20 protein-coding genes and 1 pseudogene are annotated in these 22,906 nt (G+C 37.6%); 18 read left to right on the forward strand and 3 right to left on the reverse strand.

All coding sequences use genetic code 11. The features are described from left to right. Positions 1–55: 55 nt before the first annotated feature. The 3 genes and pseudogenes from tnpA to BK579_RS02675 all read left to right on the forward strand — a co-directional run bounded on the left by tnpA (position 56) and on the right by BK579_RS02675 (position 2,982). A pseudogene (tnpA, locus tag BK579_RS02665) lies at positions 56–455 on the forward strand (IS200/IS605 family transposase). Between the two features lie 16 nt (positions 456–471). Next, on the forward strand, positions 472–1,677 hold the full coding sequence (locus tag BK579_RS02670) for a transposase (protein WP_204524660.1): 1,206 nt from the start codon (positions 472–474) through the stop codon (positions 1,675–1,677). A gap of 540 nt (positions 1,678–2,217) precedes the next feature. Next, positions 2,218–2,982, forward strand: a complete 765-nt coding sequence (locus tag BK579_RS02675; protein ID WP_078543401.1) for a LamB/YcsF family protein — start codon at positions 2,218–2,220, stop codon at positions 2,980–2,982. A gap of 38 nt (positions 2,983–3,020) precedes the next feature. On the opposite strand, the gene BK579_RS02680 is transcribed toward BK579_RS02675, so the two are convergent. Beyond that, entirely contained in the window at positions 3,021–3,551 is a 531-nt protein-coding gene (locus tag BK579_RS02680; protein WP_078543402.1) for a DUF2529 domain-containing protein, read from the reverse strand. A gap of 178 nt (positions 3,552–3,729) precedes the next feature. Between BK579_RS02680 and BK579_RS02685 the strand changes: the two genes are divergently transcribed. The 8 genes from BK579_RS02685 (at position 3,730) to BK579_RS02725 (ending at position 14,048) form a co-directional block, all read left to right on the forward strand. Beyond that, positions 3,730–4,104 carry a response regulator gene (locus tag BK579_RS02685; protein ID WP_078543403.1) on the forward strand — a complete coding sequence of 125 codons (375 nt, stop codon included), beginning with the start codon at positions 3,730–3,732 and terminating at the stop codon, positions 4,102–4,104. A gap of 311 nt (positions 4,105–4,415) precedes the next feature. Further along, positions 4,416–5,273 (forward strand): class II fructose-bisphosphate aldolase, encoded by an 858-nt coding sequence (locus BK579_RS02690; RefSeq protein ID WP_078543404.1) that lies wholly within the window; start codon positions 4,416–4,418, stop codon positions 5,271–5,273. A 748-nt stretch (positions 5,274–6,021) separates the two neighbouring features. Beyond that, positions 6,022–7,308: a UDP-N-acetylglucosamine 1-carboxyvinyltransferase gene (locus tag BK579_RS02700; RefSeq protein ID WP_078543406.1), complete on the forward strand. Its 1,287-nt coding sequence runs from the start codon at positions 6,022–6,024 to the stop codon at positions 7,306–7,308. Between the two features lie 1,168 nt (positions 7,309–8,476). Continuing rightward, complete coding sequence (gene rho, locus BK579_RS02705) at positions 8,477–9,763, forward strand: transcription termination factor Rho (protein WP_078543407.1); 1,287 nt, start codon at positions 8,477–8,479, stop codon at positions 9,761–9,763. Positions 9,764–9,943: 180 nt separating this feature from the next. Further along, positions 9,944–10,144 (forward strand): 50S ribosomal protein L31, encoded by a 201-nt coding sequence (gene rpmE / locus BK579_RS02710; protein WP_078543408.1) that lies wholly within the window; start codon positions 9,944–9,946, stop codon positions 10,142–10,144. 752 nt (positions 10,145–10,896) lie between these two features. Beyond that, a complete protein-coding gene (locus BK579_RS02715) occupies positions 10,897–11,466 on the forward strand; it encodes a thymidine kinase (protein WP_078543409.1) in 570 nt (189 codons plus the stop codon). A gap of 432 nt (positions 11,467–11,898) precedes the next feature. Further along, on the forward strand, positions 11,899–13,551 hold the full coding sequence (locus BK579_RS02720) for a SpoIIE family protein phosphatase (protein WP_078543410.1): 1,653 nt from the start codon (positions 11,899–11,901) through the stop codon (positions 13,549–13,551). Positions 13,552–13,607: 56 nt separating this feature from the next. Continuing rightward, positions 13,608–14,048, forward strand: coding sequence for a YhcN/YlaJ family sporulation lipoprotein (locus BK579_RS02725; RefSeq protein ID WP_078543411.1), 441 nt, complete (start codon positions 13,608–13,610; stop codon positions 14,046–14,048). A gap of 260 nt (positions 14,049–14,308) precedes the next feature. On the opposite strand, the gene BK579_RS02730 is transcribed toward BK579_RS02725, so the two are convergent. Next, the gene (locus tag BK579_RS02730) at positions 14,309–14,836 is read right to left on the reverse strand and encodes a MerR family transcriptional regulator (RefSeq protein WP_078543412.1); all 528 of its coding nucleotides are present in this window, start codon (positions 14,834–14,836) and stop codon (positions 14,309–14,311) included. 364 nt (positions 14,837–15,200) lie between these two features. Here BK579_RS02730 and prfA point away from each other — a divergent pair, with 364 nt between their 5' ends. The 5 genes from prfA to BK579_RS02755 all read left to right on the forward strand — a co-directional run bounded on the left by prfA (position 15,201) and on the right by BK579_RS02755 (position 19,672). Then, complete coding sequence (gene prfA / locus BK579_RS02735) at positions 15,201–16,277, forward strand: peptide chain release factor 1 (protein ID WP_078543413.1); 1,077 nt, start codon at positions 15,201–15,203, stop codon at positions 16,275–16,277. Next, positions 16,277–17,140, forward strand: a complete 864-nt coding sequence (gene prmC / locus BK579_RS02740; RefSeq protein ID WP_078543414.1) for a peptide chain release factor N(5)-glutamine methyltransferase — start codon at positions 16,277–16,279, stop codon at positions 17,138–17,140. The genes prfA and prmC overlap by 1 nt, the downstream gene beginning before the upstream one ends. Positions 17,141–17,298: 158 nt before the next feature. Further along, the gene (gene spoIIR, locus BK579_RS02745) at positions 17,299–17,916 is read left to right on the forward strand and encodes a stage II sporulation protein R (protein ID WP_078550339.1); all 618 of its coding nucleotides are present in this window, start codon (positions 17,299–17,301) and stop codon (positions 17,914–17,916) included. A gap of 81 nt (positions 17,917–17,997) precedes the next feature. Next, on the forward strand, positions 17,998–18,441 hold the full coding sequence (locus BK579_RS02750; RefSeq protein ID WP_078543415.1) for a GNAT family N-acetyltransferase: 444 nt from the start codon (positions 17,998–18,000) through the stop codon (positions 18,439–18,441). A 184-nt stretch (positions 18,442–18,625) separates the two neighbouring features. Then, positions 18,626–19,672: an L-threonylcarbamoyladenylate synthase gene (locus tag BK579_RS02755; RefSeq protein ID WP_078543416.1), complete on the forward strand. Its 1,047-nt coding sequence runs from the start codon at positions 18,626–18,628 to the stop codon at positions 19,670–19,672. A 38-nt stretch (positions 19,673–19,710) separates the two neighbouring features. On the opposite strand, the gene BK579_RS02760 is transcribed toward BK579_RS02755, so the two are convergent. Beyond that, the gene (locus BK579_RS02760; protein WP_169891040.1) at positions 19,711–20,679 is read right to left on the reverse strand and encodes a nuclease-related domain-containing protein; all 969 of its coding nucleotides are present in this window, start codon (positions 20,677–20,679) and stop codon (positions 19,711–19,713) included. A 1,100-nt stretch (positions 20,680–21,779) separates the two neighbouring features. Between BK579_RS02760 and BK579_RS02775 the strand changes: the two genes are divergently transcribed. Then, positions 21,780–22,340, forward strand: coding sequence for a manganese efflux pump MntP (locus BK579_RS02775; protein WP_078543420.1), 561 nt, complete (start codon positions 21,780–21,782; stop codon positions 22,338–22,340). Between the two features lie 129 nt (positions 22,341–22,469). Beyond that, the gene (locus BK579_RS02780; RefSeq protein ID WP_078543421.1) at positions 22,470–22,904 is read left to right on the forward strand and encodes a low molecular weight protein arginine phosphatase; all 435 of its coding nucleotides are present in this window, start codon (positions 22,470–22,472) and stop codon (positions 22,902–22,904) included. The last annotated feature ends 2 nt before the right edge of the window (positions 22,905–22,906 follow it).

Below are 22,906 nucleotides of genomic sequence, written 5' to 3' on the forward strand. Positions count from 1 at the left end.
TTCTCTTTTTCGGGTTTTTGTTGCAGTATGTACAATAAACTGATACGATGATAGTATGAATAATTATAGAAAAACAAACACAACTATTTCATTAATTAACTACCATTTTGTATTTTGTCCCAGATACAGAAGGAAAATATTCCTACAAAACACTGTAGAAGAACGTTTTAAAGAGTTGGTGCGAGAAGTTTGTACTGAACTGGAGATCGGCATTGTTGCATTAGAATGCGATAAAGACCATACCCACATGTTTCCTGAACGCACTACCAACACTAAGTCCTGCTGATATTATGGCTAAAATAAAAGGGGTGACTTCGAAAAAGTTAAGAGAGGAATTCTCTCATCTTCAACATTTGCCTAGCTTGTGGACACGTTCGTACTTTGTATCTACCGCAGGAAACGTATCGAGCGAAACAATCAAACAATACGTTGAAAATCAAAAAAAACGACAATAGTAAGGAGTAGAATCCTATGACAAGAAAGAGTACACCAACCTATACAATTGAGTTCCCTTTGCGTATACCTATTTGGCAACAGGACCGTTTAGAGAAAAAGTTAAAGATTGCTAGGTTAGTCTACAATTCTTGTCTAGGTGAAGCCCTTAAAAGACACAAAGCTGTAAAGGCAAATAAAAACTATCGCATCCTAATCAATGAACCCAAGTCAAAAATTCGTGATAAGCAGTTAAGTGAATTAAGGTTAACCTCCGGTTTTTCTGAATATGGAATGCATCATTTTGTAAAGTCTGTTCAACAAAAATTCAAAGAGAACATTGGTAGCTTAGAAGCACAAAAAATTGCCACTAGGACTTTTGAAGCCGTTGAGAAACTGCATTTTGGAAAAGCTAAAAGAGTGCATTTCAAGTCATTTCGTGATGATATTTCGGTTGAAAACAAATCCAATTCTACTGGTTTGCGATACGTGGACGGTAATATTCTTTGGGGAGATAAACCAACAAAGAAAAATCCTAAACCAAAAAATTGGATTTGTGCCCCTATTACGCCGAAAGCTAACGATGAATATGCTCACATAGCTTTATTGGATAAAACAAAATATGTACGCATTCTAAAACGTGAAGTTCGTGGTAAAGTTCGATACTATGCACAACTCATTTTAGAAGGGTATCCTCCCAAAAAAAGCAACCGAAAGGTTGCTGATGACGAAACAAAACGAGTTGGTATCGATATTGGAACATCTACTATAGCTATTAGTAGTGAAAGTAAGGTAGAACTTCGTGAACTTGCACCAGAGTGCAGTACCATAGAAAGAGAGCTTCGTCGTATCCAACGTAAAATGGACCGTTCTAAACGGTCAACTAACCCTAACAAATTTCACGAGAACGGGACTATTAGGAAAGGTAGATTAACCTGGACCTATTCTAATCAATATAAAAAATTGCGTCAAAAAAGAAAAGAATTATTTCGAAAAACCACTATTAAACGAAAATTAGCACATGAAATATTAGCAAATGATATTCTACATCTCGGTTCTGACATTCGAGTAGAAACCATGCGGTTTCAGTCACTACAAAGACGAGCGAAAAACACTACAAGAAATAAGAAAAACGGCAAAATAAATCATAAAAAACGATTTGGTAAATCCATTGCGAACCGAGCTCCTGCTATGCTACTCGCAATCATTGACCGGAAACTCGGGTATCAGGGACGAACTATTTAAAAAATAGATACATATGCTACAAAAGCAAGCCAGTTCAATCATAGAACGAATGAATACAATAAAAAACAACTTTCAGAGCGTTGGAATCATTTTGGTGAAATTAGCATTCAACGTGATTTATATAGTGCTTTTTTAATAGGTAATACAAACGAAACCCTGAATTCCGTTGATGTAGATTTATGCAATGCACAATGGGATAACTTTGTTAAGTTGCATAACCGTGAGGCTGCACAATTAAAAAAATCATCAAGTAAAACATTGCGTTGGTTTGTCGCATAAAATACAAACCTGATTGGTCGTGATAACGTCCAAGAGAGAAGTCGGAACGGTAAGCACACAAGAGTTCCTTTTAGGCTGACTTGGCGAAGTGCCTTGCTATACGCAATACGTCCGTTAATGTTCTAAAAGAACACACACCAGTGTTTTGGCAGAAACTCTTTCTGCAAGGAAGATAAGGGTGCCATTAAGAAGTGTATTAGTATTTTAGAACCCCACTCCTTCAGGGGTGGGAGTTATCAGAGAAAGTAAGGGGGAAATGAAGTGACTAGTGTAGATATTAATTGTGATTTAGGTGAAAGTTTTGGCGCCTATACGATGGGTAGAGATGAAGAGATTCTAGACTTTGTTACATCAGCGAACATCGCCTGTGGGTTTCATGCAGGTGATCCGAGTACGATTAGGAAAACAGTTTTACTAGCACTTGAAAAAAATGTAGCAATTGGTGCACATCCAGGACTACCAGACTTAATCGGTTTTGGTAGAAGGAAAATGGATATTAGTCCGAGAGAAGCGTTTGATCTTATGGTGTATCAAATTGGTGCCGTTCAAGCATTTGCTCATGCTGAGGGTGGGAGACTCCAACATGTAAAACCACACGGGGCATTATATAATATGGCAGCAACTAGTAAAGAACTTTCCGAAGCCATTGCTGAAGCAATCTACCGAGTCGATCCAGAGTTAATTTTACTTGGATTATCTGGGAGTGAATTAGTTCGAGCGGGTGAAAAAATCGGATTAAAAACGGCGAATGAAGTATTTGCTGATCGAACTTACCAAGAAGATGGGACATTGACCTCTAGAAATCTTAAACATGCGCTGATTAAAGATGATCAAGTAGCCGTGGCTCAAGTAATCAGAATGGTGAGGGAAGGGCGAGTTACATCCCTTCAAGGCAAAGATGTCGAGATAAAGGCTGACAGCATCTGTATCCATGGTGATGGAGTTCATGCACTTGAATTTGCTAAGCGGATTAAAAATGACCTGCAAAAAGCGGAGATAACTATCAAACGAATGAAAAGTGAATAAAAAATACTGCCACCCCTCAAAATGCAGGTGGCGTTAAATTACTCATATTCTTTAATGATTTCTTTTAATGTAAAAGACAAACTATAATAAGCAAAAAGTGCGGTCATGATTGACGGAAATCCGAATCTGTTTCCGTCTTCATCTGGGATCAACGGTTTTGTCAATTTACTGTCAATATGAACATCCACGAAGTCAGCTAACGAATCTACCTGATCTTTAACCAATGATGAAATGGCTACAGTGCTAATCCCTTTTTCTGCACAATCCTTTGCAAGCATAATGGCCTCATGATCTGCTGAAGATCTAGAAAGAATCAAAACTCGATCACGCTCAGTAATTTCAGCTATGTCATTACCGATAAATAGCACAGATGTTGAGGGAAGTGGTTCAACTCCTTGTGTAGCTTCTATTTCGATGGCTTCCAATTCATGATAGCCTTTAATATAAATGGTTCCTTCACCCATCACGGCCTGTGCAAGGAGCCTGGCGCCATCTTCAACGGCAAGATCTTCCTGTTCCATGATTTTATTGAACAACCCCTGAAGTTGTGTTGAAAAAATTTTCATCATAACAATGAACTCCTTTATTCAAAAGATAGTTGATATTATATCCTTAATTAGTTCGAAATGCGAAAAGTAGGAGATAATGTCGAGAAGATTTTAGAAAAAAAGAAGGGATATCGTAAATAAAATAGAATTTAATACTTTATGATATTCGTGTGCTAAACAATAAATAGAGGTGAATGAGATGAAAGAAAAAATCCTGATCGTTGACGACCAATATGGGATAAGAATATTACTGAATGAAGTATTTCAAAAAGAAGGCTACCAAACGTTCCAAGCAGCAAATGGTGTGCAAGCAATTGATATAGTCACAAAACATTCTCCAGATCTAGTTTTATTTGATATGAAAATACCTGGTATGGACGGAATTGAAATCTTAAAAAGACTAAAAGCGATTGACGCAGATATTCGCGTTATCATTATGACCGCTTATGGAGAATTAGACATGATTCAAGAAGCAAAGGACTTAGGTGCCATTACTCACTTTGCGAAGCCTTTTGATATTGATGAAATTCGTGATGCGGTTAAAAAACATATCGTTCCAATGGGTTCAAAGTAAGTTGAAATGACATCCATCAAAAATGTCGTAAAAATGACATAACGAGTTGATGGTTGAAATACAAGCAATGGAAGCGTTTTACATGATTTTTCATGAATTTAAAGCTATTGCAGATTTCAAACTTAATTGATATGCTAAGTACTGTGAAAAAACAGCTATGTCAAGAAGCTTTTTCTTAAAGTAAAATTGGACATCTTATTTTTGCATCATAACTTATACATTTTTACATATAATTTTTTTCTTAAGGAAAATATAAAGTTGATTAAGCTTATTGAATAGTTGTATTACGGTACATTAGGGAGGATATTAGAATGCCTTTAGTTTCAATGACAGAAATGCTTCAAAAAGCAAAAGCAGAAGGATATGCAGTAGGGCAGTTTAACTTAAATAACCTTGAATTTACTCAAGCGATCCTACAAGCAGCACAAGAAGAAAATTCACCAGTAATTTTAGGTGTATCTGAAGGTGCAGCACGTTACATGGGTGGATTCACAACTGTTGTTTCAATCGTTAAAGGATTAATGGCTGATTATAAAGTAACAGTTCCTGTTGCAATCCATTTAGACCACGGTTCAAGCTTTGAATCTTGTGCAAAAGCAATCCATGCTGGATTCACTTCAGTTATGATTGATGCTTCACATGATCCATTTGAACAAAACGTAGCAACAACTTCTAAAGTTGTAGAACTTGCTCACTACCACGGAGTATCTGTTGAAGCAGAACTAGGTGTTGTTGGTGGACAAGAAGACGATGTAATTGCTGAAGGCGTAATTTACGCTGATCCAAAAGAGTGTCAAGAGCTTGTTGAACGTACTGGAATTGATTGCTTAGCTCCTGCTTTAGGTTCAGTTCACGGTCCTTACAAGGGTGAACCAAACCTTGGTTTCAAAGAAATGGAAGAAATCGGCAAGGCTACAGGACTTCCACTAGTTCTTCATGGTGGAACTGGTATCCCAACGCATGATATCCAAAAGGCAATCTCTTTTGGAACTGCAAAAATCAACGTAAACACTGAAAACCAAATCGCATCTGCTAAAACAGTACGTGAAGTATTAGCAGCTAAGCCAGATGAGTATGATCCACGTAAATATCTTGGACCAGCTCGCGAAACAATTAAAGAAACAGTTAAAGGCAAAATGCGTGAATTTGGTTCATCTTCAAAAGCTTAATTAAATAAAAGTTGTAACTTTTTTAGTTTCAATTCGTCATATAAGAGAGAAAACCGTCCTTCATCCCAACAGATAAGGCGGTTTTTTTTTCGGGGAAGATTCGATGCTAATTTGATTCGCACCATGGAGAATAAAAAAGCTTTAACACAGAGTACTTGGAATGAGCGGAGATTCATGCCACTCCTGCGGGATACACGGGGCAAAGGTGAGACCCCGCAGGAGCCTGCGACGAGGAGGCTCCTCGCACCGCCCGCGGAAAGGGCAGGGATTGCAGCGAATGGAAAGTTTCATAGCTTTAAATCATATGATAGATTTTCCTTAACTTTCTAGTTTCTAGTTTATTTAATAAATGTTAGGGTATATGAGATGGAAATTAGGTTAAAGTTGAATAATAAGAAACGAAAAAGTAAACAATCGTTTCACATCGATTTAGAGCCCGTCATAAAAGATATTTGCTTTAAAAACAGCTACAACACGATAGTTTGTAGCTAATATCAAGTCAGTACCATGTTTTAACCTTCCTAGACACTCGTTGATTATGGACAAAAGAATTGTTAATAATGCGAATGAATGTAGTATACCTATGTAAGAGTATGGCTGTTTAAAAAAAATTTAGGAAAACCATACATGTTATTTGGTTTTTCGTGTAAACTAAGAAATAATACTTGTACAGCTATACATATTATAGTTGGAAGAATATTCCATCAACGTGAAGAAGGAAGTCAACTTCGCTAGAAGGGAGACTAAAATGGAAAAACTAAAAATTGCTGGTGGTTATCCATTAAAAGGTTCTGTACGAATTAGTGGTGCGAAAAATAGTGCGGTAGCATTAATACCGGCTACAATCTTAGCAGAATCAAGAGTATCAATCGATGGATTACCAAATATCTCTGATGTACAAATTTTAAGTGATTTAATTGAAGAAATTGGTGGAACAGTTTCATTGCATGACGATGAAATTATCATTGATCCTTCAAATATTGTTTCAATGCCACTTCCTAATGGGAAAGTGAAAAAATTACGTGCCTCATATTACCTAATGGGCGCAATGCTTGGCCGCTTTAAAAAGGCTGTTATTGGCTTGCCGGGTGGATGTCATCTTGGTCCAAGACCAATTGATCAACATATAAAAGGTTTTGAAGCTTTAGGTGCCAAAGTAACAAATGAGCAAGGTGCAATTTACTTAAGAGCTGAAGAATTACGTGGAGCAAGAATCTACTTAGATGTAGTAAGTGTAGGTGCAACAATTAATATCATGCTTGCAGCCGTTCGAGCGAAAGGTCAAACGATTATCGAAAATGCTGCCAAAGAGCCTGAAATTATTGATGTTGCCACATTATTATCAAGCATGGGTGCTAAGATTAAAGGTGCTGGAACAGATGTAATTCGTATTGATGGAGTAGACCATTTACACGGTTGTCATCACACAATCATTCCAGACCGAATTGAAGCTGGTACATACATGATTTTAGGAGCTGCAATGGCGACAGAAATTATGATTGATAATGTCATTCCGTTACATCTTGAATCGCTAATCGCGAAATTTAGAGAAATGGGGATTACTGTAGAAACAAGTGATGACCAAATATGGATTGCTGGAACCAATGACTTAACAGCAGTTGACATTAAAACACTTGTATACCCAGGGTTTCCTACAGATTTACAACAACCATTTACCGCCCTACTGACAAAAGCCAAAGGTACAGGTGTTGTAACAGATACAATTTATGGAGCAAGGTTTAAGCATATAGATGAACTTCGAAGAATGAATGCACAAATTAAGGTTGAAGGTCGTTCTGCAATTGTTACTGGACCGGTTCAATTGCAAGGTGCGAAAGTGAAGGCAAGTGACCTTCGTGCTGGCGCCTCACTAGTAGTTGCTGGACTAATGGCTGAAGGAATTACTGAAATCACAGGCTTGGATCATATAGATCGTGGCTATAGTCAACTAGAAGAAAAGCTTGCTGGATTAGGTGCAACCATTTGGCGTGAAAAAATGACCGAAGAAGAAATTGAGCAACTTCAAAATTCGTAAAATAAGGCTTTTTACTGAAAGATTGTTGCTGGCCGACCTAGTTTTAAATAAAACATGCTGTTTTTAGTATAACGGGTTCCTTGTGGGGGAGAAGCTGGATTTAACAAGGAAAATGCACAGGTAAAAGCATATGATCCACCCTATTAGCAACTGAAATAGTAAAAAGCTCGGAACTCACCGAGCTTTTTTACTTATAACATAGTACCTGTTCGTTCAATAAGTGGTCCCACTTGGCAACAAAAAAGCGGAAGCCCTAGGACCCAGATGATTAAATCAGCACGATGGGCTGATAAATTAAGGGGAGAAACTTCCCTTAATTAGGAAATGGGAATGAAAATAGTTAAAATAGAGGTAAAATTTCCCGCTATTTACTAAAAAACATGAAAACAGGGTGATTTTACTTTGGTTAAAGGGAAAATTTCCCCTTAATTACCCCTAACTAAGCTATATTCTGCAATTTAAGGGGAAATATCCCCTTATTTTAGGATCTTGATCACTCGATTATTAGTAAAACTCCCTATGTTTTACATATATTTAACATACAAGGCAATTGTGCAAAGATATTGGAAACTGAATTATGATTACTATGTGTGGATAAAGCCAACTTTTTTAACAGCATACTAGATTAATAGTTTTCATATAGAGATCAATTATCGCAGAGATATTAACCATCCGATTTTCACTAAAGACAATGATAGAGCAACTAGACACATATCAATGCCTATCTCTTTCGCATAAGTTTTACTTTTATAGTCCGATAAAATAAGATACAATAGAATTGTGTGGTTAGCGCTTACAAGGATATCCTCGAATATGCTATTGATTTAAACAGAAGAAAAAGGGTAAAATATATAGTGCCCACAACCAATAGTAATGACCAACTTCAAGAAAGTCTTCACTACCTTCCTAAAACAGTTCCATCCATATCATTTCTAAAAGATTTACAGAATGAACGCCAATATCGTATTTTGACATGGAATAATTCACTTGCTTTTAGATGCAGATATGTAAAATGCTTTAGCATGTGTATATATCTTATCAGATTTTCTTTTGAATAGTTCTTTTCTATCAACACCTGCTAGGTTGGAAAACTAGCGATTGGTATGAGTGAGAGTGTAGACCTACCAAATGATTTATTATTTATTAAAAACTAAAGAGTGGTGTAACAATGAGTATTACAATATCTAGTCTTGAAAACATGAAGCTCAAGGAGCTTTATGAATTAGCAAAAGAATTAAAGGTTTCATATTACAGTAAATTATCGAAAAAAGAATTGATCTTCGCCATTTTAAAAGCAAGAGCAGAGCAAGATGGTCTTTTATTTATGGAAGGTGTCTTAGAAATTATTCAATCAGAAGGTTTCGGATTCTTAAGACCAATTAATTATTCACCAAGCTCTGAAGATATTTATATCTCTGCTTCACAAATTAGACGTTTTGATCTAAGAAATGGTGATAAGGTATCGGGTAAAGTAAGACCTCCTAAAGAAAATGAACGCTACTATGGATTACTGCACGTTGAAGCAGTAAACGGTGAAGACCCAGAAACTGCTAAAGAGCGTGTCCACTTTCCTGGTTTAACACCATTATACCCTGACAGACAAATCATCCTTGAAACAACACCAACACATATTTCTACTCGTATTATGGATTTAATCGCACCGGTTGGTTTTGGGCAACGTGGATTACTAGTTGCTCCACCAAAAGCTGGTAAAACAATGCTTTTAAAAGAGATTGCCAATAGTATCACTACTAATCATCCAGAAGCAGAACTTATTGTGTTACTAATTGACGAACGTCCAGAGGAAGTAACTGATATTGAACGTTCTGTAGCTGGCGATGTTGTTAGCTCTACATTTGATGAGGTTCCTGAAAATCATATTAAGGTAGCAGAGTTAGTGTTAGAGCGTGCAATGCGCTTAGTTGAGCATAAGAAAGACGTTATTATCTTAATGGATAGTATTACTAGATTAGCTAGAGCATATAACCTAGTAATTCCTCCAAGTGGTCGTACCTTATCAGGAGGGATTGACCCTGCTGCATTCCATAGACCAAAGCGTTTCTTTGGTGCTGCTAGAAACATTGAAGAAGGCGGAAGCTTAACGATCCTTGCAACGGCATTAGTGGAAACAGGCTCACGTATGGATGATGTCATTTATGAAGAATTCAAAGGAACTGGTAACTTAGAACTTCATCTTGACCGTTCATTAGCTGAAAGACGTGTATTCCCTGCAATTGATATTCGTCGTTCCGGAACGCGTAAGGAAGAGCTTCTTATTCCAAAAGATCATCTCGATAAATTATGGGCAATCCGTAAAACAATGTCAGATACCCCTGATTTCTCTGAGAAATTTATCCGTAAGTTAAAGCAATCTAAAACAAATGCTGAATTCTTTGAAATGCTAGATGCAGAAAAGAAAAAGCAAACTACGACTGGAACTAGGGTGCAAAAATAAGTAGATTAGCTAATCTTATCTTTTGACAAATATTCCTAGGTCAAAACTTTAGGATTCAGTTGCAAAAGCTTTCTCGCACTGATATAATCACATCATGTGCGTTTCTAGAAGATCTAAAAGATGTTCTGGGACAACAACTCTGTTTCGAGAAATGATTCAGGGCGGAAGGAGATGAGACGAATGAAAACAGGTATTCATCCAAACTACAAAAAAGTAGCGGTGAAATGTGCTTGTGGAAACGAATTTGAAACTGGTTCTGTAAACCAAGAGATACGCGTTGAGGTATGCTCAGAGTGTCATCCATTTTACACAGGACGTCAAAAATTCGCTGATGCAGGTGGACGTGTAGATAAATTCAACAAAAAATACGGTATTAAGTAATAACCGTTTTAACAATGTACTAAGTATAACCGCTTAGTCATGAACCTAGAGAAAACAGGCGAGTTAATCACTTCTCGCCTGTTTTTTTACTTTGTAGATGACAAAGAAATAGTATACTTAAAATAGATGAAGATAGCCTTTTAAACTTATACCCTGTTAACCTTGATAGAATGACCTCATGCAAATAAAATTGCAGCCCGCGGTATCCCGTGAGTGAACTGCAGTGAATGAAGTTGTGAGACTAAGTCTTTTGAGGGTAGACTTCTATGCAAATGAAAATGTTTACCTCAGTGTGTAATGAGCGGAGAGCCTCCTCGTCGCCTCTGGCTCCTGCGGGATTTAGCCGGTTTCGGAAGACCCCGCAGGAGCCAGAGGCGACGAGGAGGCTCCCGGACCGCCCCGTGGAAAGCAGGTGGATCGTAGCGAATGGATCTCCAACCTATGGATTTTCAGGGTAGACCCCAATGCTAATAAAATTCGCACCATGGAGTATGGAAAATTATACTTAGCTTAGTGTCTAGCTTCAGGCGCTATCGGCTCTCAGGTCTAAGACAATCCACCCTAGAAGGTTAAAGAGCAACCTTCTAGCCGGCTTGTCTTGTCTTATGCCTGTCGCCGTTGAACGAGAGCCTTCCGCATTTTTTTTTCAGGGTAGACTAAATAATATGAGTAAATATTTATATAATAAAAAAAGTAAACTTTAAAATCTTCGTTAAACTAGTTTTTTTCTTAATGATAAGGAGAGAAGGTACGTGGCACAATTATTCTTCAAATATGGAGCAATGAATAGCGGAAAATCCATTGAAATTTTAAAAGTAGCACACAACTACGAGGAACAAAATAAACCAGTACTTATCTTTACTTCAGGAATTGATACAAGAGATGAAGTTGGATATGTATCAAGTCGAATTGGCTTTAAGCGGAAGGCAATCCCGATATTCACTGAAACAGATGTTTATGAAATGGTGAAAGACTGTTCTCAAAAGCCATATTGTGTATTGGTGGATGAAGCACAATTTCTTAATAAAGATCATGTATTACAGTTAGCTAAAATTGTAGATGAGTTAGATATTCCAGTGATGGGATTCGGTTTGAAAAATGATTTTCAAAATGAACTTTTTGAAGGCAGCCAATACCTTCTTTTATATGCTGACAAAATCGAAGAAATGAAAACCATTTGTTGGTTCTGTGAGAAAAAAGCGATCATGAACCTACGTGTAGATGATGGAAAACCAGTTTATACAGGTGAACAAATTGTGATAGGCGGAAATGACTCCTATTACCCAGTATGCCGCAAATGCCATCAAAACCCACCACTATAAAAAGCCGAAAAGGCTTTTTTTATTGACCTGAGAAGTCCCAGGACCGCCCCGGGGTACCCCACGAGTGAATCGCAGGGAATGGAACTCCATAACCTAGTTATTTTTAGGCTAGACATCCATGCTAAATAAATAAGTATTTCGCACCATGGGATATGAAAATGTTACTCCTCAGTGTGGAATGTGCGGAGAGCCACTTGACTCCTGCGGGATCTAGTGGTCTCGGGAGACCCCGCAGGAGCTCCCAGGCGACGAGGAGGCTCCCGGACCACCCCGCGGAAAGCAAGTGGATCGCAGGGCATGGAACTCCACTCCCCAGGTTATTTTCTTCCATACAAATGATGATTTTAAATTTTAATATTGCAAACCCTAAAACATATAGGACTAAAGACCGAAATAATGGATAGGACTTATTAATGTGTAGGAGGGGATTACATGCTAAAGAATACAAAAGAGATGGTAGAGAATTTTTCGAAGGCGATATTATACTCCTCAAAGTCTGATGAAATTAATCGGTTAACAGAACTATATGAGTTAAATATTCTTGATACAAAAAAAGAAGAGCAATTCGACCGAATCACCAAATTAGTTAGCGATGTTTTTTCAGTCCCGACTGTGGTTATTTCTTTAATTGATGAAAAACGTCAATGGATGAAATCAGTAGTTGGCGTGGACGTAAATGAAACACCACGAGAGCAATCAATCTGTCAGCATGTGCTTGTTAATAAAAACCTTATGGTGATTGAGGATTTACAAAGAGATGAGCGTTTTCAAAATAATCCATTGGTGAAAGAATTTAATATTTCTTTTTATGCAGGCGCTCCACTTGTCACTGAAAAAGGAAATATACTAGGAACACTTTGTCTAATTGATGTAAATAAAAGAATCTTTTCAAAAGTAGAAAGAGAACAGTTACAATCCTTTGCTAACTTAGCGGTTGATGCCATTGAAAGCAAAAAAAGCGTACATATTAATGAAGAGCTAAGAGAAAAGCTGATTGATGTAAATGCTAAATATAGCAACTTGGTTAATTCTATCAGTGATGTCGTATTTCAACTAGATATAGTTGGAAACTGGACTTACCTAACACCTTCATGGGAAAAGTTAACAGGCTTTACTGTAAAAGAATCACTGAATACTCCAGCTATCCAATTTTTTAGTGAAGAAAGCCAATCCTTTTTAAGAAGTTTATTTGAGCAGTTTCCTACTAGATATGAGGAAACCTATACATATACACTGAAATTTTATACACATTCTAAAATTCAAAAATTTGTTCGAGTGAATGCCTCTATTTTAACGAATAAAGAAAATGAAATTACTGGAATGACGGGCACGTTATCGGATATAACAGATATGGTTGAATTAGAGCAGGAAAGAAAAAGAGATTTGGAAGTTGCTCGGTCAGTTCAGGGCTCGGTCCTTAGCCCACCACTACATGATGAGAGGATACAAATAAATAGTGAATATCGTCCCTCATTAGAGCTATCTGGTGATATGTATTATTGGGAAAAAATAAGTCCTACGACATACGGCGTGTTCTTAATGGATGTTATGGGGCACGGTGTTTCAAGCTCCTTAATCAGTATGAGTATCAGGTCTCTTTTAAAAGGGTTAGTTACAAGAGTTCAGGATCCTGTGAAGATTACAGAAGAGTTAAATCGGCATATGAAGGAATTGATTGGGACTGGAGAAGGAGTGATTACTTACTTTACGTCCATTTGCCTTTTGGTTAATACTAGTGAAAAAATAATTGAATATGTCAATGCTGGTCACCCTTTTGGTATTGTTAGTGTGGATCGAACGAACATTATAGAGATTAATAAGGGTAGTATTCCTGTTGGACTAATTGAGCAACCGCCGATTGAAAAAGGGAGGATTTCCTATGATAAAGAGGCAACAATTGTTCTTTATACAGATGGACTAAGTGAAGTGAGTGAGACGAAAAATACAAAAGAACTCATTATAAAAATGCTTGAAAACCATCAAAGCAGTGAGAAGCAAAGTCTAGCCAATAAAATATTGAAAAGTTGTACATTGCCCCAAAAACTTCCTGACGATATTTGTGTTATTTCAATAGACTTAGAATAAAAACCCATCAATATTTATTTTTTTCATAGGGTAACCTAGCAAGTAGGAGGTGCTGTATGAAAAAAATTATTACTTGTATGACGATGATATTCCTTTTGGCTGGCTGTAACTGGAATCCTAATAATGAATATCATGCTCAGCGTGAAGATAGAGATGGAACAAACTTGATGCAAAGTGGAACAAGAAAGCACGGTTTTTATCAAATGAACCGAAGAGATGAAGATTATAATACAAATAAAAACCCACACTTTATTGACCTAACTGAAAACCGTCCAACGATTGGTGATGATCAGCATAAAATTGCTGAAACAATCGACGACTTAACAGAATATAGACCAGGCTCCGTCATTATCAATGGCCATAATGCATATGTTACAGCCCATACCGATAAAAACCTTTCTGACAAAGAAAGAAAAAGTGAAGAAAAGAAACTTTATAAAACGATTGTGAGATCTGTACCTAGATATGATATTCATGTGACAATTAAAGGAGATTAATAAAAAAGGGCTATCCTGAATGAGAGAGGATAGCTTTTATTCATTAGCCTTAAATTTAAAGACTACACTGAAAATAACTTAGGTAGTGGGGTTTCCATTCGCTGCGATCCACCTGCTTTCCGCGGGCGCGTGAGCCTCCTCGTGGCTCCTGCGGGGTCTCACGAGTTGCTAGATCCCGGAGGACTCAGGTGGCTCTCCGCTCATGCCACACTTAGGAAGTACTCTAATTTCATTCCCCAATTTGTATGGGTATTACCCTGTTAAAAGAACAGGCTCAGCGCTTTTGTTTTTTTCGCTCTTGGTAATGTAATAGGTGAATCGTTTGTGGGTTCTGCACTTCTTTTCGTATCAAGTAGTGTTTTTTTCTCCTTTTCTAAATCCTGAATATAGGCTTCAAGTTTTTCGACCTTTTGGTTTAACTCATCAATTTCTCGTCGATGTTGCAATAATTGGTAAGAAACAACCTCACTTGCTTTTCGTTCAATATTTTTTTCGTTACGTTCAATTCGTTCAAGTAAGCTTGAAATTTGTTGTTGTAGTGGGTGCTCAGTCGTTTTTATCATAGTGTTACGTAAAATCCCCTTTCTTGGAGTATTGATTTTAATCTCGTGTTTCGGTCTTCCGCTCGCGACGTGATCACGAATTTGACAAAAAAATGTATAGTCTTCATCGGTGAAAACATAATGTCCATGCTCATTTTTATTACAATGCAAATCAAAAAACTTTATCCATTTCCGTATCGTCCTAATGGAGACACCAACTTTGGCGGCAAGTGCAGCAGTATTCATGAACAACACTCCCTTTTCCTTAATACATAGGATTTCTTCATTTCTGGTAACTTATCCTTTACATAAGACAAAACTAGAAGTAATTCGGCAAAGAAAGTAGTTATTTTACAAAAAGTTTTTATCATTCGACGTTCTAACGCTCATTCGTGGGTGGATGAGGAGAGGCAGCGTTTGTGAAATCTGAGCTGTCTTTATGGGAATCGTGGCTTAGAATATGACAATTTAAATAAATAGTTAGCACCGGATTATTATAGTCGTCTTATTCTTAAGATCGTTCATGGAGTAACTTCAGATTTATGTGAATTTGCTTTGACGCTTTGCATATCCTATACTATACTTAGAATGTTATGGACTAAAATTAGAGGTGAATGATGTGTTTGACCGTTTAGAAGCTGTAGAAGCACGTTATGAAAAGTTGAATGAATTGTTAAGCGATCCTGATATCGTTAACGATACAACGAAACTACGTGATTATTCAAAAGAACAATCAGATATTCAAGAAACTGTTGAAGCATATAGAGAATATAAAGAAGTTAAAGAACAACTAGATGGTGCAAAAGCTATGCTGGAAGAAAAACTTGATGCTGAAATGCGTGAAATGGTAAAAGAGGAAATTGGAGAACTTCAAGATCGTGAGGAAGAACTTCAAGAACGCCTTCGTATTCTTTTATTACCAAAAGATCCGAATGATGATAAAAACGTAATTATGGAAATTCGAGGAGCAGCTGGTGGAGATGAAGCTGCATTATTTGCAGGTGACTTGTACCGTATGTACAGCCGTTTTGCTGAAGTGCAAGGCTGGAAAACGGAAGTGATGGAAGCATCTTCTACTGGTGTTGGTGGTTATAAGGAAATTATCTTTATGATCAATGGTAAAGGAGCTTATTCAAAGCTGAAGTTTGAAAATGGAGCACACCGCGTACAACGTGTCCCTGAAACGGAATCTGGTGGCCGTATTCACACTTCGACTGCTACGGTTGCTGTTTTACCTGAAGCAGAAGAAGTTGAGGTTGATATCCACGACAAAGATATCCGTGTAGATACGTTTGCATCCAGTGGCCCTGGAGGACAAAGTGTTAATACAACCATGTCAGCTGTTCGTTTAACTCACTTACCAACAGGTGTTGTTGTTTCATGTCAGGATGAAAAATCACAAATTAAAAATAAAGAAAAAGCAATGAAGGTATTACGTGCTCGTGTATATGATAAATTTCAACGTGAAGCACAAGCTGAATATGATCAAAACCGTAAACAAGCTGTTGGAACAGGTGACCGTTCAGAGCGTATCCGTACGTATAATTTCCCGCAAAATCGTGTAACAGATCATCGTATCGGTTTAACGATTCAAAAACTCGACCAGATCCTAACTGGTAAGCTTGATGAAGTGATTAATACATTAATTATGGAAGATCAAGCATTAAAAATGGAGCAAGCAGAGTAATGCAATTTACAAAAGTGTACGAAGCCCTAAACTGGGCTTCTTCTTTTTTACGAGAAAATGGCCGGGATGAAAATGCGGGAGAGTTATTGCTTCAATTTCTTTTGAAAATGGAAAGGTCAAAGCTATTAGCTGAACTAAGAGAGAGCTTAAATTCAGAGGTATCCGAAGAATTTATTGACGGTATTAAGAAAATTGCCGGAGGATACCCACTGCAATATTTAATTGGCTTTGAGGAATTTTACGGAAGGCAATTTTTTGTAAATGAAGAAGTGTTAATTCCAAGGCCTGAAACAGAAGAATTAGTACTTGGTGTGCTTACTCGAATGAGAAAGTTTTATAAGGACGAAGTGGTTGAAATTGTTGATGTGGGGACAGGTAGCGGTGCGATTGCAATTACCCTTGATTTAGAGCAAACCAATGCAAAGCTTTATACAGTTGATATTGCACAAGAGTCACTTCAAGTTGCGCGTGAAAATGCGGAAACCTTAGGTGCAAATGTTACATTTCTTCATGGAGATTTATTGTCCCCTTTGATACAACAAGGAATCAAGGTAGATATCGTCGTATCAAATCCTCCGTATATTCCTGAAGAAGATATGCTGACTTTATCTACGGTTGTTAAGGATCATGAACCTGTTCGTGCATTAGTTGGTGGTAAGGATGGTCTAGATTTTTACCGACGTTTTATGGAAGAAATTCCACTCGTATTAAAGTCAAAGGGAATTGTCGCCTTCGAGGTTGGGGTTGGTCAAGGAGACCAGGTTGCAGCTTTGCTTCATGAAGCATTTCCTGATGCAGAGGTAGAAGTAGTAAATGATATTAATGGAAAAGACAGAATGGTTTTTGCTGAAATTGGATTCTAAGTAAAGGTGGTGTGTTAATCCACCTTTACTAAAAGTGACTATTAGTTTTCTTGTAATCTAGTGAAAGAATAAATACTAGATTTTTTTATTTTACTAGTTTAAGAAATTATTTTCTTGTCCACACTGTTTGACAGAGGGGACGGTGCTAGAAAATGAAAATGAAAAAACAAACAATGATTTTTATTTACATAGTATTAATGTTAATTGGAGCAAATGCAGGTGTGTTTGCGAATAAGCCTGAAGGACAAGCAAATGGTCAGTTAATGATACCCGATGAAGCGATTCGCTTACGTATTTTAGCAAATAGTGATTCAGAGAAAGACCAAAAACTAAAGAGAATAATTAGAGATGAAGTAAATAAAGAAATTACTACTTGGGTTGAAGATCTAACATCAATTGAGGATGCTAGAGAACTAATTAAAAGTCGTTTAGATGAAATAGAAGAAATAGTGGCAGAAGTGCTAGAACGAGAAAATAGCCCGCAAGATTATAATGTGGATTTTGGGAATGTAGACTTTCCAACAAAGCTTTATGGAAAATTCTTATACCCAGCCGGTCAATATGAAGCGATTTTGATTACGTTAGGTGAAGGAAATGGCTCAAATTGGTGGTGTGTTTTATTCCCACCATTGTGCTTCTTGGATTTCTCAAACGGTGAAGCAGTAGACACTAGTGAAAAAGAGAAAGAAGAGAAACCAAAAGTAGAAGAAGAAAAGAAGGAAGAAACAGAGGTTAAGTTCTTTATTGTCGAGTTTTTCACCTCATTATTTAGTTAAATTCTAGTAAAGTGTTCTATTTCTCATTTGACCTCATAGATTAGATGTATAAAGTTAAATCTAGCAGATGGGGTGGAAATAATGAGAGAAAATATACGAATTGCTACAGAAAATGATATTGATGTTGTGAAGGACTTTTTAGGAAGGTCAGAGGTTAGCTCAGAAGGTGTTGAATCTATTATTGACCATTTTATTATAATGGAAGATGAGCTAGGTAAGCTTCAGGCTACGCTTGGAGTGGAGAGAATTGGTAAGGATGGATTATTAAGATCACTGGTTGTGACTTCTAATATAGAACAAACGCAAATACTAACTTTATTTAAAAGTGCGGTATCACTTGCTAAGCACAAGGAAATGCAAGATTTGTACTTGGTTACGAATCGAGAAGCCTCAGTTGTCTTTTTTACAATGTTAGGCTTTTCTAGGGTTGATGAAGTGGAGATTCCAGAAACAGTGTTATATTCACAGCATATTAGACAAATCGCACAAACAGATCAAGCCATTTTTATGAAAACATCACTTTAAGGTGTATAAGTAAGAAAAAACTGCGCATATCCACAAAGTTGTCCACATTATTGCGAGTCTTATCCACAAATTGTGGATAAGACTTGTTTTGTTAGAAGAACTTTACTATACTTCATTAATGAAGAAGTGAACAATTTAGGTAAAATTACCCCAATAAATTGAGGGTATGGGAGTTGCTATGAAGATGGAAACAAAAATATGGTCTGTGGATAAAAATAATGAAGTTGAACATAGTTATCCACAGCTGCAAGAAGCTGCTAGATTATTAAGAGAAAATGAAGTGGTAGCTTTTCCTACAGAAACAGTTTATGGGTTAGGTGCAAATGCAAGGTCAGATGAGGCTGTAGCTAAGATCTTCCAGGCAAAAGGACGCCCTAGTGATAACCCTTTAATCGTACATATTGCAAATAGAAACCAGCTAGAAGAGCTTGTAAAAGATATCCCCAACCTTGTGGATAAGTTGATTAATCACTTTTGGCCAGGGCCTTTAACATTAGTTTTAAGAAAAAAGGATCATATTTTATCAGAAAAGGTAACTGCAGAGTTATCAACAGTGGCGGTCAGAATGCCGGACCACCCGATTGCTCTAGCGATAATAGAAGCAAGTGGATTGCCGATTGCAGCCCCAAGTGCCAATACTTCTGGGAAGCCTAGTCCTACTTTGGCAAGTCATGTGATAGCTGATTTGGATGGTAAAATTGCTGGAGTTGTTGACGGTGGACCAACAGGAGTGGGATTAGAATCAACAGTCCTTGACTGTACGGAAGAAATTCCCGTCATTCTTCGTCCTGGTGGTGTTACAAGAGAAGAACTTGAGGAAATCTGTGGACAAGTTCATATTGATAAAGCATTAGTTCAAGAAAATGAGGCACCAAGATCGCCAGGAATGAAATATACTCACTATGCGCCAAAAGCACCTCTCACCGTTGTAAAGGGAAGTCTTGGTTTTATTCAAGAGTTAGTTTCTATACAACAAGAACAGGGGAAAAGAGTTGGTATATTAACCACCATTGAACATGAAGCGGAATATTCTGCAGATGTAATCGTTGCTTGTGGTAGTGTGGATAAATTAGAAACCGTTGCAAGTCAATTATATGATACCTTAAGAAAGTTTGACGAAGCGGCTGTGGATATCATCTATAGTGAAGCATTTCCGGATAAGGGAATTGGACAAGCAATTATGAATCGATTATTAAAGGCAGCTGGGCAACAGGTGATAATAGAAGAATAAGGTTTTCTCCCCCCAGTCGGAAGTGGCTGGGGGTATTTTTATGCCTCATTGTTATGAAAGTGGTAGACCCGATCTCTGGTGGTACCGGTATGATGGAGTTTTAGGGATACAAGATACTTTTTAGAAATTGACTTGGATTGTAAAAAGAGCATATCTCTTAATCTTCTATTAGTTAGTGGTAGATCAGATAATAATTGAAAATCTTTTATAGTTTTAAGATGAGCATCTTTAGAGATATTTTCACAGTTCGAACAGTTCCACTTGCCTAAGTGGTGTTTCATGGGGATATTATTGCATTCAACACATTGAACTCCTTTAATTAGTTCAGATTCTAAGATGTTAAATTTCTGTAAAACATCTATATCTTTTGCTTCATGATTGTTTATTAACGCTTGGGAAAGTTTGAGTAAATCTCTTTTTAAGTATAATTCTTCATCTTTAAACGTTGCTTGTAATTCTTTTACCTTTTCAATAATGTATGTATTTCTGATAATCCTTGTTTGCATTAAATCTGAAGGGGTGGCTTCAATATGGCTTGAAGAATTAGTAATGACAACAACCTCTTCAAATGGAATGTTTTTAAACTTATTTTTTCTAAGCCACTCAACCATTTGATATTTCTGTCTTTTCGCCTGAAGGAGGGGATCAGGAAAGACCTCCTCAATATCATTTAATTTTCGTATTAATTGTTGATTATGATGATCGAATATGAGTCTACCAGAAAGGTTTTTCACTTCTAGTATTAGGAAAAAGGAAAAAGTAAGAATAAGGGTGTCAATCTGGAAGTGGTGTTGTTTAAATTTAAGCCGAAGGTCATGAAGGATAAGGTGATTTTCGGGGAGAAAGCTCAGATAGTAATCAAGTGACTGTTCACCTTTGAATCCAGCTAACTGTTTAGCGATTTCTTCACTAATTTCTTTTCTCTTGATATGTGTTGGCGGAAGTCTCAGAAGTAATGCTTCTAGTTTTTTGATATAAATGGGGTATTTTAACTCTTTTACAATCAATTTTAGATCCTCCAAGGAATGAATTTGTTTTCAATAAGTTTATTACAAAAAGAACTAGTATGTAATGTCAATTTATTGAACCTTTTTTGAATATTTAATGTGTAATTTGATTCAGAAGGATTCCTAAAGATCATATGTAGAGAAAGGTGATAAATTCAGCGAGGGTGCGAGGGGAAAAAGTGGCGCCTTGCTTTGGAAGTGAGTGAGAGTGCAAAAAATGCGGCGAGAAACTAGAGGGAAGCGGCCAGTTTGTGTATAAATACGGCGAGAACGAGAGGAAAAGCGGCGCCTTGCTCTGGAACTGAGTGAGAGGTGCAAAAAATGCGGCGAGAAACCAGAAGAATGGGGCCAGTTAGATGCCAAATACGGCGAGAACGAGAGGAAAAGCGGCGCCACGGTCTGGAACTGAGTGAGAGGTACAAAAAAAGCGGCGAGAAACCAGAAGAATGGGGCCAGTTAGATGCCAAATACGGCGAGAACGAGAGGAAAAGCGGCGCCTTGGTCCGGAACTAAGTGAGAGGTGCAAAAAAAGCGGCGAGAAACCAGAAGAATGGGGCCAGTTACATGCCAAATACGGCGGGAAAGAGAGGAAAAGCGGCGCCTTGGTCCGGAACTAAGTGAGAGGTGCAAAAAATGCGGCGAGAAACCAGAAGAATGGGGCCAGTTAGATGCCAAATACGGCGGGAAAGAGAGGAAAAGCGGCGCCTTTCTCCGGAACTGAGTGAGAGGTGCAAAAAATGCGGCGAGACACCAGAAGAATGGGGCCAGTTAGATGCCAAATCCGGCGAGAACGAGAGGAAAAGCGGCGCCTTGGTCCGGAACTAAGTAAGAGGTGCAAAAAAAGCGGCGAGAAACCAGGGGAAAGCGGCCAGTTAGATTGTAAATACGGCGGGAAAGAGAGGAAAAGCGGCGCCTTGCTCTGGTCCTTGAGTGAGAGGCGTGAAAAATCCGGTGAGAAGCCGAAGAAATAAGTAAGAGGCGTACAGACTCCGTAATCAACTTGGTGCCCTACCTAGATGCTACAAAAAAACTTCACCTCGCAATTCTAAATGCAACACCTCGTGCATATGTTGAAATAGGCAAGTCCGAGGAGGTTGAAGATGAACATCGCAGGTTTTTTAGGTGAATTTCTAACATTATTCATCATGGCATTCGCACTAGGAATGGACGCTTTTTCAGTTGGCCTTGGAATGGGGTTATTGAGGCTAAGACTGAAACAAATTTTCTACATAGGTATTGTCATAGGGCTCTTTCATATTTGGATGCCCCTAGTTGGAATGGGAATTGGTCGTTTTCTTTCGGACCAATTTGGGACAATCGCTACATATCTTGGGGGTATCTTACTTCTGATTTTAGGTATCCAAATGATCGTATCTTCGCTCAAAGATGATGAATCAAAAATGCTCACACCTGAAGGAATAGGGCTGTATATATTTGCATTAGGTGTTAGCTTAGATAGCTTTTCTGTGGGGTTAAGCTTAGGAATCTATGGAGCGCGGACAATTATTACCATCTTAATGTTTGGTGTTGTTAGTATGCTTCTTACCTGGTTCGGATTACTTTTAGGAAGAAGAGTTCAAGGGTGGTTTGGTTCGTATAGTGAGGCACTGGGAGGGAGTATCCTTCTTGCCTTTGGAATTAAATTGTTATTTGCTATCTAAGAGATACTGAAGAATGTTGAGGTACTAATGCCTCAACATTTTTTTGTTTCCCTAAAATGGACGAAGTGTTCTTATATAGTAGATAATGGTTAATAATTAATAGTAAGTAATATTTTTGGAGGGGATAAAATGAATATTTTATTTGTTTGTACTGGTAATACATGTCGAAGTCCAATGGCTGAGGCCATTTTAAAGAGTAAAAAAGTTAAGGGTGTAACAGTTAAATCTGCGGGGGTATTCGCCGATAATAATAGTAGTGCATCACAAAATACCATTCAAGTTTTATCAGAAAAAGGCATTAATCAGCCACATCAATCTACATTATTAACGGAAGAACAGGTAAATTGGGCGACACTTATATTAACAATGACAGCGGGTCATAAGCAACTAGTAGTAAGTCGATTTCCGCAAGACCGAGAAAGAGTGTTCACTTTAAATGAATATGTAAATTTATCAACAAAGGATATCATGGATCCGTTTGGAGGACCAGTTGAGATTTATAGAGAGACATATAAAGAGCTAGATTTGTTGATTGAAGGGTTGGTGCAAAAACTAGCTGATTAGAT

The organism is Litchfieldia alkalitelluris (assembly GCF_002019645.1).
Taxonomy (GTDB): Bacteria; Bacillota; Bacilli; order Bacillales; family Bacillaceae_L; genus Litchfieldia; species Litchfieldia alkalitelluris.